Source organism: Paenibacillus sp. J22P90 (assembly GCF_059692195.1).
On sequence record NZ_JCAUAY010000002.1, the window covers coordinates 74436 to 88136 of the forward strand.

The 13701-nt window shown below is 46.8% G+C and carries 12 protein-coding genes; all 12 read right to left on the reverse strand.

The window, feature by feature from the left end; genetic code table 11:
* Nucleotides 1-28: 28 nt before the first annotated feature.
* The gene (hutH, locus tag AC58UX_RS05235; RefSeq protein WP_497252073.1) at nucleotides 29-1591 is read right to left on the reverse strand and encodes a histidine ammonia-lyase; all 1563 of its coding nucleotides are present in this window, start codon (nucleotides 1589-1591) and stop codon (nucleotides 29-31) included.
* Between the two features lie 283 nt (nucleotides 1592-1874).
* Nucleotides 1875-2735, reverse strand: coding sequence for a DUF421 domain-containing protein (locus AC58UX_RS05240; RefSeq protein ID WP_497250191.1), 861 nt, complete (start codon nucleotides 2733-2735; stop codon nucleotides 1875-1877).
* Between the two features lie 173 nt (nucleotides 2736-2908).
* Nucleotides 2909-3673 carry an MgtC/SapB family protein gene (locus AC58UX_RS05245; RefSeq protein ID WP_497250193.1) on the reverse strand — a complete coding sequence of 255 codons (765 nt, stop codon included), beginning with the start codon at nucleotides 3671-3673 and terminating at the stop codon, nucleotides 2909-2911.
* Nucleotides 3674-3693: 20 nt separating this feature from the next.
* Nucleotides 3694-4692, reverse strand: a complete 999-nt coding sequence (locus AC58UX_RS05250; RefSeq protein WP_497250195.1) for a CehA/McbA family metallohydrolase — start codon at nucleotides 4690-4692, stop codon at nucleotides 3694-3696.
* Entirely contained in the window at nucleotides 4689-5156 is a 468-nt protein-coding gene (locus AC58UX_RS05255; RefSeq protein ID WP_497250197.1) for a hypothetical protein, read from the reverse strand. The genes AC58UX_RS05250 and AC58UX_RS05255 overlap by 4 nt, the downstream gene beginning before the upstream one ends.
* Nucleotides 5153-6088 (reverse strand): aldo/keto reductase, encoded by a 936-nt coding sequence (locus AC58UX_RS05260; protein ID WP_497250199.1) that lies wholly within the window; start codon nucleotides 6086-6088, stop codon nucleotides 5153-5155. Before AC58UX_RS05260 ends, AC58UX_RS05255 begins: the two co-directional genes overlap by 4 nt.
* 74 nt (nucleotides 6089-6162) lie before the next feature.
* Nucleotides 6163-7041: a myo-inosose-2 dehydratase gene (gene iolE, locus AC58UX_RS05265; RefSeq protein ID WP_497250201.1), complete on the reverse strand. Its 879-nt coding sequence runs from the start codon at nucleotides 7039-7041 to the stop codon at nucleotides 6163-6165.
* A gap of 21 nt (nucleotides 7042-7062) precedes the next feature.
* Entirely contained in the window at nucleotides 7063-9723 is a 2661-nt protein-coding gene (locus AC58UX_RS05270; protein ID WP_497250203.1) for a DUF5054 domain-containing protein, read from the reverse strand.
* 55 nt (nucleotides 9724-9778) lie between these two features.
* On the reverse strand, nucleotides 9779-11059 hold the full coding sequence (locus AC58UX_RS05275) for a CehA/McbA family metallohydrolase (RefSeq protein WP_497250205.1): 1281 nt from the start codon (nucleotides 11057-11059) through the stop codon (nucleotides 9779-9781).
* A gap of 27 nt (nucleotides 11060-11086) precedes the next feature.
* A complete protein-coding gene (locus tag AC58UX_RS05280) occupies nucleotides 11087-11881 on the reverse strand; it encodes an endonuclease/exonuclease/phosphatase family protein (protein ID WP_497250207.1) in 795 nt (264 codons plus the stop codon).
* Nucleotides 11882-11904: 23 nt separating this feature from the next.
* Entirely contained in the window at nucleotides 11905-12792 is an 888-nt protein-coding gene (locus AC58UX_RS05285) for a carbohydrate ABC transporter permease (protein ID WP_497250209.1), read from the reverse strand.
* A gap of 18 nt (nucleotides 12793-12810) precedes the next feature.
* Entirely contained in the window at nucleotides 12811-13701 is an 891-nt protein-coding gene (locus AC58UX_RS05290) for an ABC transporter permease (RefSeq protein ID WP_497250211.1), read from the reverse strand.

The following is a 13701-nucleotide window of genomic DNA, read 5'->3' on the forward strand; positions in this document are numbered from 1 at the left end:
GATCTCCTTCTAAGTTTATCTTTTATCGTTAAAACAACTTACCTGCTGCATCCTCCACCGCCTGCAGCCACTCTCCTTCCAGCAAAGCCACAGCTACGTTTTCGATATCCCGGGACGTCGAGCGGTCCTCCACAACTGGCGGTACGAGAGCTCGCAGTTTGTCATACAGAACCCGAGTCGCTGGTGCGAGACCCTCAGCCCCCACAAATTCGGCAGCTTCAGCGGCACAGATTAACTCGATCGCAAGCACCTTGGACACGTTGTCGATGACCTGCGCTGCATGACGAGCTGCAGTTGTTCCCATCGACACGTGGTCCTCTTGATTCGCCGAAGACGGGATCGAGTCCACGCTTGACGGATGCGCAAGCACTTTATTTTCCGAAACGATGGATGCACTTACGTATTGCGTGATCATCATACCGGAACCGACTCCTGGGTTATGACTCAAAAAAGCAGGCAGTCCTCCGGACAGTGCTGGATTGACCAAACGTTCGGTTCTTCGTTCCGAAATGTTCGCAAGCTCGCTCATGCCAATTTTCAGAAAATCCATAGCAAACGCGATCGGTTGCCCATGGAAGTTACCGCCGGATATGACGAGACCTTTATCTACGAATAACAAAGGATTGTCGGTCGCCGAGTTAATCTCGATGGATATTTTATCTTGGACATAAGCAAGAACTTGGCGCGTCGCACCGTGTACTTGTGGCAAGCAGCGCAGCGAGTATGCGTCCTGTACGCGAATCTCGCCTTGGCGGGTCGTTAACTTGCTGCCTTTCAGCAGCTTGCACAGGTTCTTCGCTACACCGATTTGTTCTGGATAAGGGCGTACCTGATGCACCTCATCTGCAAAAGCATCTGGAATGCCCCGCAAACATTCCACAGTCAGTGAAGCGATCACATCGGCGATTTTCGCAAGTCGTTGTGATTTGATAAGAGCTAACGTACCGATGGAGGTCATAATCTGGGTGCCGTTAATGAGAGCCAGCCCTTCTTTTGCCTGCAAGGTAATCGGTTTGAGCCCTGCCTTAGCAAGCGCTTTGTCACCAGGTAGGCGCTCTCCATGGTAAAACGCCTCCCCCTCCCCCATTAGCACCAGTGCTAAATGAGACAGCGGAGCCAAGTCTCCGCTAGCGCCTAGCGAGCCTTGTTCCGGCACGACGGGATGCACGCCATCGTTGATGCAGTCGATCAAGAGCTGCAGCGTTTCCGGACGGATGCCGGAATGTCCTTTAGCCAGCGCATTTGCACGCAGCAGCATCAAGGCACGAACTGTCGGCTCCGGCAGCGGCCTGCCGACCGCGCAGGCATGGCTGCGGATCAGGTTAACCTGCAGCTGTACAGCGTCTTGCGGTGTAATGTGCACATCGCTGAATTTTCCGAACCCTGTCGTGACCCCGTAGACCACTTTGCCTGCAGCGACCAGTTCCTCCACCATTTTGCGGCACTCGACCACACGCTTAAGTGCCTGTTCATCCAGTTTGACCTGCACATTGTCATAAACAACCGCCGCAACTAACTCTGGTATCAATTGCTCCCCGTCTAATAAAATCGGAGTCGCTTCTGGGCTGCTATCCTGCTGCTTGTATACCATCGCCATGTCTACTCAGACTCCTTTCTCGCTTTACCAAAAGAAAGGGACCGTACGGAAGTTGTTAACTTCCATACGGTCCCTTTTTTAAAAAAGAGGGTTGTATGCGATTGTCCGGTATCTAGCTCCAGCCGATCCTTCATCATCGCGATCACTCACTTTATCGTTATGTTGTTTTTGCCTAATTGAAACATACTCTTATTTTCACATGTGGATTTGCAGGGTGTCAAGATGGCTTAAAGCCCAGTTATTGCTGCCTGACTTGTCGAAAATCGCTTTCGCACCATCAACGTTTTAAGATCGGTTTCAATTGGGCGATGATGTCCTCCATTTGTTTCGCGCACTGCTCGTACATATCTTTCGCCTTTTTATTGTTCGTGGACAGTCCATACAACATCAAATCGCCTTCGCATTGCTTTAACGTTGCAAACAGCGTTGCTTTTTCCTGTGGCACAGGCACCATAAGCTTGTCGTCATACAAATCCACAAACAATTGGCCGTAAGAATCCACTTGACCCAAGAATACATTTTCTATCGTTACACCCAATTTTTCTAACTCCGTCATCAACCATGCCCGACTCAAACCAATGGTAGCTAGTGGTTCATCCATAATTACGCCGTCCATAATGACCGCTTGCGGCTCCTTCTCTGGTGCTACTTTTATCCCTAAGTGGCTTGGAGTTAACGGTTGATTTTCTCGCGTTAATAGTACATTAATTTCTCCGCTGGGTTCCATAATTGCAAATTCAACATCGGCTACGCGAAATGCTGATTTCTTGCGCAATTGCTCCATGAGTTCATCTGTGGTAAGTCGTTCTTTCTTTAAATTATCTTCTAAAATTTTGCCATCTCTAATCAGCACGGTACCTTTACTGTCGATGAAATCCCGCATCTTCTTACTTTTCAGCTGCAAAAATTCAATCCCTAGCGAGCATGCGATCCAGACAGCTAAAGATACTAATCCTAAGTACCAATTTGAATCCAAGTCCAACGATATGTAGGCAGCTAGACTACCAATTGTAATGCCCGTTATGTATTCGAAAAAGGAAAGCTGCGAGATTTGTCTTTTACCTAACAGCTTCGTCATAAAGAACAGGACGGCAACAGCTAACAATGTCCGCAGCACAATTTCAACCCAATCTAACACGTGAATCCTCCTCTGTATGGTGCAAAATTCCAAGTGTATTCAATTGTTTGTTGAACTCGTGAAATTTATGCAAATATAAGGAATTTTTTCCAGATAAATCATCAGTGATATAAACGAAAAATCCTCGCTGCACATTCTAGTGCAGCGAGGATTCTCATAACTTACCGAACTAACTATAGCGTACTTACCGTTTTCACGGCTTGATTCATAGGTGGCCCTTCTAGCCACGGGGAATCTGTGGACAACACATACTCAGACCGATGAATTTCATCCAAAGCGATTAGCAGCTTCCCTTTTTCAGGTGATTTCATCGTGAAATAAAGATGCATCGTTGGCTTTCCTGTGCTGCTGTCATGGGATTCATCAGGTATCATTTTTACCTTCATAATTTGAATACCTTGCTCCCCTAGTGCAGATGCTATCATCCCGAGAACACCTGGGCAATCAAGTATTTTAACAGTCAGCTCATGGACACGACGGTTTCTTAGCAAGTGTTTTTCCCACTTGTTTAATAGCAGCAAGCTGACTAAAACCATAAAGGTACACAGCACAGCTACGAAGAAAAAACCTGCTCCTACACACAGCCCCACAGCAGCAACGACCCACACTGAAGCCGCTGTGGTTAGACCGCTGATGACGGAACCGTTTCGAATGATCGCTCCTGCACCAAGAAAACCAATACCGCTAATGACCTGAGCAGCCAACCTTGCTGGATCCGCCCGTACATTCGCTTCGTTAACAAATTCCGAGAACCCGTAGATGGAAAGCAGCATAATCGTGGTAGAGCCTAAACAAACGAGAATATGTGTACGAAATCCAGCAGCATGATTGCTCCATTCCCGCTCCAAGCCAATGAGTCCACCTAGTCCAGTTGCGAGTAACAGCCGAATCACCAGGTCTAAGTGAGATATATGCCAAACACTGGAAACAGCATTCATTGCTACCCCTTCTCTCTCATTTATTTTACATAAATAGGATTCGTAAATCCGATCATGGTATGGACATGGTTAAACGTCCCGTACAGCTCTGCCCGCAGCCAAATGACGCCTTCTAAATCAAGTGAGATCACGATTTCCTGATTTGATCGCGACAACTCACACACGGCAATTTCACCTAAATTGCTGTTTAGTTTCATCGTCAGCGTGTCATCCACGAGTTCCCACAGACCATCTCTCGTGGAAAAATCAACACCGAGCGCGATTTCATATTGCGCTGATGAACCCATCTCTTTGCTCACGGTTCCACCGATCCCTGCTACCAACGTCCCTTCCGCATCTCGGATGGATAACTGCGGAAGCGGCCCCATGGAGACACACATCGTGCCCGTTCGCAAAGCGCCAATGACACCCGTTTCAGCAGCTTCATCCTCATCTATTTGCAAATAAGTTGCGCTAACTGGATCTTTCACGGGATCTTTGACGTGCCAATCTCTTCCGCTAGTAGCCGATATCTGGATCCCTTGATTCAGTAGTTCCGTCCAAAAAGCGAACGCACGGATGTTATTCTTTTGAATAGAAGGAAATACCCCTGACCAGACCTCGATGTAGTCAACTTCACGCCAATCGGAAATCTCAAACTCCCAAAAGCACCCCGTACACATCGGACTGCCCACACGGAAAGGATGAGCAACACCAACGACGCCGCCTTGGTCATGAACACCTTTAATTCCCCGGGAAATATGAAAGGGACTTAAGTTGCGCCAGTCGACATACTCACGAATGCCCAATGTAACCATGTGGCCAAAAAACGTCGTCCATTCTAGCCCTTGAATGATGTTAATACCGACCTGCGACTGAACCTGCTCTCGGTCAGCAAGGCCCGTCATTGTATTGTGGTCGGTTAATGCGAAGCCGGAAAACCCAAGCGTCTTAGCAGCTTCGGCAAGTTCAAAGAGTGATTGTTTCCCATCACTGTGAAATGTATGCGTATGCAATTCATAGGGAAGCCAGCGGGTCATGAAGGTTGGCCTCCTTCCATGAGACGCAGGCTGTAACCCACTTGCTCCGATACAACACAATGGAAACTGATCGTCACTCGCAGCTGACCACGTGGAATCGGACCTGGAATTAATCCCGGCGATGCTTCTTCCCGCCGAATCGTCAATTGCTGGACGGAATCATGTCGATGACCAGCCCCGCGAAATCCGTTCTCGTCGTCAAAAGATAACGTAAGCAAATTTTGCAGCGGCAAGTACGATTTCCAATTCTCTTGGCTTGCTTTCAAGTGTTCCGGCAGCATGTAGCGCTGAAGCCCTTCATCAATTAGCTCTTTGGCTTTCTCTTCATCGGCTAAAATTTTAGGATCATAAGCAAAATCAACAATCAATTCATTCACTTCTGAATGAAGGTGCAAGGTGTAGGTGACATGGCTTTTCGAGCAGCTTGGCGTTACAACACCATCTGCTGACAGAAGGATGTTCACAACCCCTCACCACTTTCCAGCCAACGTACTTCCTGTTTCGTTAACCGAATATCCATCGCTTTCCGATTCGCATGCAACTCTTCTAAGGAATGCGCAGCGACGATTGCGCAAGTTGGGAATGCTTGGTTGTTCACATAAGCCAAGGAAATTTGAGGCAATGTTACGCCCTTGTCTTCTGCGAGTTGTTTGGCACGATCTAGCCGCTGCCAATTCAGCTCGTTGTAATAAACGCGAACAATTTCTTCGTTCGAGAGATCATCTGGTGAGAATCGTCCCGCCATAAAGCCTGCGGCTAAAGATGACCATGAAAATAACGGCAGGCCTGACTGCTCATGCCAAGCACATGTCGCTTCATCTGCCGAAACACATCCCGGCCAGCGAGGCATGTTAGGCTTTGCTAAGCTTAAATTGGTACTGCTGAAAGTGAAACCAATCAGTCCATTGCGCGCTGCATAGTCGTTAGCCAGCTGGATCCGCTCATGCGTCCAATTCGATGCACCGATTGCACGAATTTTGCCAGAAGCGATATGCACATTCAGAATATCGATGATCGGCTCGACGGAAACCTCGGGGTCATCGCGGTGAAGCGCGTAAAAATCAACATAATCCGTTTGCAGCCTCTGCAAACTATCTGTGAGATCGCTCGTAATCGCTTGCGCGTTCACGCGCGGCCCGTTCGCATCATGATGTGCGCCCTTTGTAAGAATCAGCATGTTGTGGCGGTTGCCGCGAGCCTTCATCCAATGGCCGATGGCTGTCTCACTTTGGCCAGATCGATAACCATGTGCTGTATCTATCGTGTTTCCGCCAACTTCCACATACGCATCGAGCAAGGTGTCGACTTGTTGTTGGATGGAAGGCTGGAAGTAATCAGAACCGAGAATCATTTGTGAACAGGTAGATGAAAAACCTGGAATTGTTAATTGTTTCATGGGAATGCGCTCCTTCGCGTAGGTTAGAACATTGCCCCTGGATGCATTAAGCGCCAGGGGCAACATGTGCCGTGTTATGCTGTTATGGATTTCAAATAATTGCGTGCAATTTCAGCGTATTGAACAGGGTTCGCAACTTCTGGATTTTGTTCGGCTTCAACGATAATCCAGCCTTCGTAATTGCGACTTTTTAGCTCATCACAAATCGCTTTAAAGTCAATACAACCGTCGCCTGGTACCGTAAACACGCCTCTACGAACGCCTTCACGGAAACGGAAACCATCTTTCAGATGCTGTTCCAATACGTCTTTACGAACATCTTTGAAATGAATATAGGCAATACGGTCATAGTGCTTTTGCAAAAGTTGTAAAGGATCGCAGCCGCCATAATACGCGTGTCCGGTATCGAACAACATATAAACCAGCTCAGGGTCTGTCATATCCATTAAGCGTCCAATTTCCGCTTCGGTCTCAACAACCGTCTCGCCATGGAAATGGTAGACCAGCTTCATGCCGATATCTTTGCAATATTGGCCAGCTTTATGTAAGCCATCCACCACATGCTGCCACTGCTCATCTGTCAAAGGTGTGATATGGATTTTGTTGTTCTCCAAATCCTCCGTCTTATTGCTAGATTCGCAGGTAACCACGTGCTTGCAACCCATCGCTTTCAGAAAGTCGGCATGCGCACGAAATGCTTCCATTTCTTCCTCATGTCGATCAATATTACTGAAATGAACAGACCGCCATTGCGAAGTGAGAACCATATTTTTACTAGCTAATAGCTCATTAAGCGCATCGACATCACGCGGAAATTTACGGCAAAATTCTGTGCCTTCAAATCCGAGACTTGCCATATCATTCAGCACTTGCTCTGCCGTGTAGTGGTTGCCATATTCCTTAATGTCTTCGTTCACCCAATTGATGGCAGAAATGCCGTATTGAACCTTCACCCTGATATCCTCCTAAACGTCCTAACCAATTCGAAGCGTATGCACTTCAAAAGGCTTGGATTGCAAAATCACTTGCTTGTCTCCGCTGTCATTACCTACTTCTGTGATCGCAAGCTCACCTTGCGTATATTCCAACAAATCTGTCGTGTATACATGGGAAATGGAGGCCGGCAATGTGATGACGATCTGTCTTGCCGTACCCGTCCACTCACGCAATCTCAAGATGCAGCCCTCGCCATCCTCTGCAGGCTTGAAGCACGTCACCGCCGCACCGTCCAAACCTTGTGGCAATAGCTCCAACACTTGAGGCTCATCCGTTGCTTTGCTGTCAGCGACCGTTACAGCAACAACGGAGTTCAAAGTCTGCTCAGCTTGTTTCCATACCTCAGCTTCCGACCAACTGCCTGCATGCGGAATGAGTCGGTAGCGGTAGCGCAGATCGCCGCCGGTCCACTGCGGGAAGTTCGTTCCCCACATGTTGTTGAACAAATTGAAGTGAAGCTCAGGCTTCTCTGGCTTATACTGATGCTCAAAGTCCCACATTCCATTTTTACCGATATAAAATAGTGGGGAATCCATCGGAATGATGCTCATTCCGGCTTCGCCTTGACCATCCGTTACATCAACGAAGTACTCGCAGCAGTTGAGTAACGTACTGGAAGACCGAACAAGATCATGAATTGGATCGATTACCGCACCCATTTTATTAATTCGATATTGGGCTTGATCCAATTTGAGAGGGAATACAAGAGAACCGGATTCTGCCTTAGGTGTCTCTTCCTTCTCCTTCAATTGCAATTCGATGTCCAAATAAGGTGAATTTGCATGCAAACTGACGGACCAGTTGATCTTACGCGCGTTGCCATATTCTTGAAGCGACTCACGCTCACCTTGCGCTAAGCAAGTAATCCGAACGCTATCCCCTTCTTGGACAAGCTCCAGTTCAGGCGCAGCAGTCGTGAATGACACTCTTTTTTGGTTCTCTGGGTAATTCGTTTTTCCAAAATCGTGTACGCCCCAGTCGTAGAAGCGATACGCATATTTTTTCATAAAAGCAGTAATCTCACTGGAGCTGTAAATGTCATACGCGTATTGTCCAAAACCGAATTCCGCTTCGGTATTCACGAATTCACGCTGCAAGCGTTTATCCCAAATACTTTGAATCCATCCCGTTATTCTGGAAACCTTCACGAGTAGATACGGATTTTCAATAATCGCTACCTCGTCTGTCATAAAACCGCGGATTGCGCTTTCGACAGCTGTCTCTACAGGCTCGGTCACAGTAGCAGCAGCTTCTTCTGAGCTAGCTGCAATTGCCAATGTTTTATAGCCCAGAGCAGGCAGGCCGTTCACTTCAGCCCACACGCCAGATTCATTAACAACCAGCTTCACTGGCTGACCCGTTTCACAATCGATCAACGTTTCATGAGCTGCAGGCTGTTGTTCCTTCGGCAGTAACACGCGCGCATCCCGTTTCCAACCTAGATAGTTGTAGACGCGATATGCCACTGGCTGATCTGAGTCGCTGACGAGTTGAATGGCTTCATTCAACGCAGCTTCTGCTGTGTTCAAATAGTCGCGCTGCTCCTGCCAGGAATGTTCCATGCGCTGAACGCGTTCACTTTGCTTATCTTGCAGAAACTCTTTCTTGTCATAGCGTCTTGGGAAAAGGAATGTTTTGCAGTCCATCCCCCATGTATGTTCACCGAAATGGAGTGTGTATTCATAGCTTTTGTCGATTTGCTTCTTCGCCTCAGCAGCTTGGAGCACATCGTCCCCATTCAACTTGGCAAAAGCAAGTGCGCTTTCCGCACCTGTAATTCGGCTGCGCAGCTCTCTGACGCGAGAAACTTCGCGTGGCGCTGTGCCTACGCCGTGAATCCACGAATCGGCCATATCGCCTCGAATGACAGGCAGATCAGGATTGCGCGAGAGGAAATCTTCTGCGAAATCCGACAGGCTGCCGATATGTAAATCAGCATCCAGACCGCTCTCTTCGATCTCTTGCTTCATCTCTTGGATGTAGGAAGGATCGTGCGGGCCGTGATTATCGCTTGTTTGAATCATGGCTAACCATACAGGATGGTCCCACTCTTCTGGGGGAAGGATGCCAGTACCATATGAACCTTTTGAATAAAACGTCAATAAGCGTTCTCCGTCTGGTCCTTCCCAGAAAAACACAGGAGGCACATCTGGCGGTGTGGATGCAGGGTTACAGCCCAAGTGCAAAATTTTTACGCCTGCCTTAACAAGTAAGGATGGCGTAGACCACGTGTGACCAGGAACGTCCGTCATTTTGGCATCTTTCGGCTTATAACCGAACTGCTCAGACAAGTTTCGGGACACGTACATTCCGCGAATCCATTCCTCAAGACCACAGAATTCGGTATGTGTCGTATATGGCAGCATGTGCCAGATCAATTGACGATTATTCACAAACCCAAGCGCCTTCTCACGGTCCTCTTGCGAACTACCCTCCAAGGACTGCTCTAACGGCCATGCGGACATTGTCCAAACGTATTTCTCATGCTCAGGATTCGGAGCTGTCTTTTCACAAATATCGATAACGTCTTTCAGCATTTCCGTACGATATCGCTTTACAACATCGGATACCCAACCGGTAAATCCAATGTCAAAGTGTGTTTTGAATACAACGTAAATTTTCTCAAGGTTTTGCGCCATGGTCTGAACTCCTTTTATCCGAGATGCTTCTATTTATCTGATGCGTATGTCTAGGTTAGTTAAAGTAAATCGGATTTGTTACTGCAGCTAATAGTGTCTGGTTGACTTCATTGAAATGTCGCCAAATTTCTGCGCGTACAAACGATGTTCCCTGCGCATCTAATTGGATTGCAAGTTCTCCTTGTGCAGACACTACAACTTCCTTTTCCACGCCTTTGTTGCTAATGAGTTTAACTGTATCTCCAATGCGCAGATCCTCGGCACGGAACGAAATTTCTCTGCTAGTCTCACCTGCAGGAACCACATCGCCAACCATGTAGGTGCTGCAATTCAGCTCTACAAAAGGACCTTCCGGTGCATACGTAATCAGCACATGTCCCTTATCAATGGCATTCAAAATGCCATCAACGGTTTTCTCCGAAGCGTACACCCACGTACACGGCATCGCATGCTTCACATACGGATCCGGACGATGCACATCGCTGCCGCCTACCGCAACTAATCTACGGCCAGCAACCAGTTGGCTGTGCCACCAGTTCAGTGCGCGAGCATTCCGATCTGCAAACGGGCCATTCCAAATCTCAACCCAATCATGATCAACAGCAAAATCCCATTCCCATGGGCAAAATTCACAATGCGGATGATTGATGACGATTTTGGCTCCGTTAGCACGGGCTTCTGCAATTTTGGCATTCACATCATCTTGGTCCTTCACTCGGAAATCAAGGATCGGATCCGTAACACCCAAGAAATTGCTGTGCCCGAAGTTCGTTGTAAATTCCATACCAGGAATCATAAGAACTGATTTATTACGTGGATAAGTCATGTTTTGCACGACCGTATTATGATCGGTCATGGCAATAAAATCACAGCCAAGCTCTTCCATAATGGCCGCATTTTCTTCCAGCGTGAACTTGCCATCGCTATTCAAGCTATGCGTGTGCAGATCCCCTTTCAACCAACGAGGGGTTTTATACAAAAATTCGATCGTCACATGAACCGAACAGCCTTCTTCAGGTACTTTGTAAGCATTATGTACAACCGCCCAATCCCCTGGCGTTAAGTCGCCATGCAAATAGCCAGGCGTCGCTGTATCCCGTCCAACACGAAACGTTGTACGCGCTCCGCCACTCCAGCCTCTCAATCTGACGGAATCTCTCAGACCCAGGTCGATGACAGCTCTATGTTTACCGTGTGATTCAACGACAAAGGTGACGACAAGCTCTTCAACATTCTCAGGCATTTCAAAAGGTACTTCAATATAAGCGCTTTGCTCCGAATGGGCAATATTGCGCGTAACTGTCATCACTGAATGTTTTCTTTCCTCTGGTCTCATCGGTTGTTCTCCTTGCTTGGCTTCGTTTTAGGATAAGCGCACAGATGCAATGATCGGATAATGATCCGAAGGATAGCCACCATCGATCTGACTGCGATCGACGATCGTTTCAAGCAGATCTACCTCAGGTGATACAAAAATATAATCAATCGGCTCCGAATCGGATCCGCCTTTAAAGTCGTGCGCAGTACGGCCAATGCTTTCTTTGTATACGGTATATGCGTCTTTCAACCATCCATTAGGTCCATCACCTTCGGACGCACCTCTTAGATACTGAATCGTTGGGGTGGTTGGATGACTGTTCATGTCTCCAAGTAACACGACTGGTACGTTATGCTCGGATTTATGAGCGTTGATATACTTCCAAATGACTTTCACACCATTTTCTCTCGCTTCTAGACCGCGATGATCCAAGTGTGTGTTATACACGACAAATGCCTTATTATTGGTCAGATGCTTGAATCGAACCCATGAGCACATTCTTGGGAACATGCTGTCCCAACTTTTGGATGCAGCTACTTCCGGCGTTTCCGATAGCCAGAAATGCCCTTCTTCCAGCACTTCGAGCTCATCACGCTTATAGAAAATCGCATTGTGCTCATCTTCGTGCCCGCCAAATCGACCTACGCCGATCCAGTTGTACGCTGGCAGCTCTGCGTGAAGCTCTGTCAGCATACTGTGATAACCTTCCTGTGTGCCAAAAAGAAGGGGATCGTGCTTCTCAATTGTTTGAGAAACACGTTGGACCCGATGAGGCCATGCATTGGCCCCATCCTTCGGCTCGTTGTAACGCAAATTGAATGTCATGACCTTCCAATCCACCGAATTACACCTCTTTGTATGAGTTATTCTTTCACAGATCCAAGCATAATGCCGTGGATAAAGTACTTTTGCAAGAACGGATAGATAATAAGAATCGGAACCATCGAAACGACAATTTTAGCAGCATTTAGCGTCTTGTCTGAAACCTTCATTAACATCTCAAGTTTGGACGAATCCAATTCCAACATCGCGTTCTGACTTACAACAAGCTGTTGGATATACGTTTGCAGCGGATAAAATTCCGCACTGCGCATAAAGATCATACCGTCGAAGAACGCATTCCAATGACCAACGATACTGAATAGCGTAACGGTTGCCATCGCTGGCAAGGAGAGTGGTAAAAAGACTCTAACCATCATATACCAAGGGCCTGCGCCATCCATGTAACCCGCTTCGCTGAGCTCCTTCGGCAAGTTACGGAAAAAGTTCATCAATAGAATAACGTTAAATACAGGGACAGCTCCCGGAAGTACAAGAGCCCAGAGGCTGTTGAACATACCTAATGCTTTAACCGTTAAATATAAAGGGATAATTCCACCGCTAAATAGCATCGTGAACAACATAAACCACATATAGACAGAGCGGAATGGGAACTCTTTGTTACTTCTAGACAACGGATATGCCATCATCACGGTCAAAACGAAGTTAATTGCACCGCCTAGCAATACGCGTTTGACGGAAACGAGGAAAGCATTGAAGAAATGCGGCTCTTCCAAAATTTTGCGATAGGATTCTATGGAGAAACCAACAGGCCAAAACTTGACGAGCCCGCCTGCCGCTGCCGCATTATCACTAAACGAGACGGAGAATACATGCACTACAGGTGCAAGCGACATGAACGAAATGATCAACATAACGAGTATCAGTAAAGCTTCGGTTACCTGAGCGGATAAGGTTTTATTACGTACCATGGGTATTCACCTGCTTCATTAGAAAATTCTGTAATTTGCAAATTTATAAGCGATTTTGTAGGAAAGAATGATGAGAATAAAACCAATCAACGATTTCATTAAACCAACAGCAGTAGCTAAACCATATTGTGCCTGCACAAGACCTACGCGGTATACATACGTATCGATAATATCGCCAGATTTGTAAACAAGCGGATTATACATATTGAAAATTTGATCGAAACCTGCATTCAAAATATTTCCTATACTCAAGGTAGCCAACAGCACAACTGTCGGTACCAAACTTGGCAATGTCACATACCACAACTGCTTCAAGCGATTAGCTCCATCCATTTCAGCGGCTTCATATAGTGATGGATTAATGCCTGCTAGTGCAGCTAAGTAAATAATGGCAGCAAATCCGAATTCTTTCCAAATGTCAGAGGTAACAATAATGGTCGGGAACCAACTGTTTTTGGCCATAAACATAATCGGTTCAACACCAAACATTTTCAACGTGCTATTGATAATACCGTCCAATGACAGCATATCGATAACAACGCCAGCTAAGATAACCCAAGAAATAAAGTGCGGCAGGTAAACTACCGTCTGTACCCAACGTTTGAAGATGCTAAAACGAACTTCATTGAGCAAAATTGCAAATGTGAGCGGAATGATCAAGTGAGCAATAATTTTACAAACCGCGATAAATACTGTGTTGAAGAAAATGACTTTACTGTCTTCCATTTCGAACATGTACGTGAAATTCTCAAAACCAATCCAGGGAGAATTCCAGATGCCCAGACCAATTTTGAAGTTCTGGAACGCAATTGCGACACCGAACATAGGAATAAGATGAAAAATGACGAGAAGCACAATACCCGGCAAGAGCATCAAATGGTAGTGCTTGTAAAATGATTTAATTTTCAT

What these genes read in the sequence shown, in the direction of transcription:
- AC58UX_RS05245 (WP_497250193.1), bottom strand. Translation starts at nt 3,673, where the DNA reads ATGAATGCTGTTTCCAGTGTTTGGCATATATCTCACTTAGACCTGGTG.
- AC58UX_RS05250 (WP_497250195.1), bottom strand. Translation starts at nt 4,692, where the DNA reads ATGACCCGCTGGCTTCCCTATGAATTGCATACGCATACATTTCACAGT.
- hutH (WP_497252073.1), bottom strand. Translation starts at nt 1,591, where the DNA reads ATGGTATACAAGCAGCAGGATAGCAGCCCAGAAGCGACTCCGATTTTA.
- AC58UX_RS05275 (WP_497250205.1), bottom strand. Translation starts at nt 11,059, where the DNA reads ATGAGACCAGAGGAAAGAAAACATTCAGTGATGACAGTTACGCGCAAT.
- AC58UX_RS05270 (WP_497250203.1), bottom strand. Translation starts at nt 9,723, where the DNA reads ATGGCGCAAAACCTTGAGAAAATTTACGTTGTATTCAAAACACACTTT.
- AC58UX_RS05260 (WP_497250199.1), bottom strand. Translation starts at nt 6,088, where the DNA reads ATGAAACAATTAACAATTCCAGGTTTTTCATCTACCTGTTCACAAATG.
- AC58UX_RS05290 (WP_497250211.1), bottom strand. Translation starts at nt 13,701, where the DNA reads ATGAAAATTAAATCATTTTACAAGCACTACCATTTGATGCTCTTGCCG.
- AC58UX_RS05285 (WP_497250209.1), bottom strand. Translation starts at nt 12,792, where the DNA reads ATGGTACGTAATAAAACCTTATCCGCTCAGGTAACCGAAGCTTTACTG.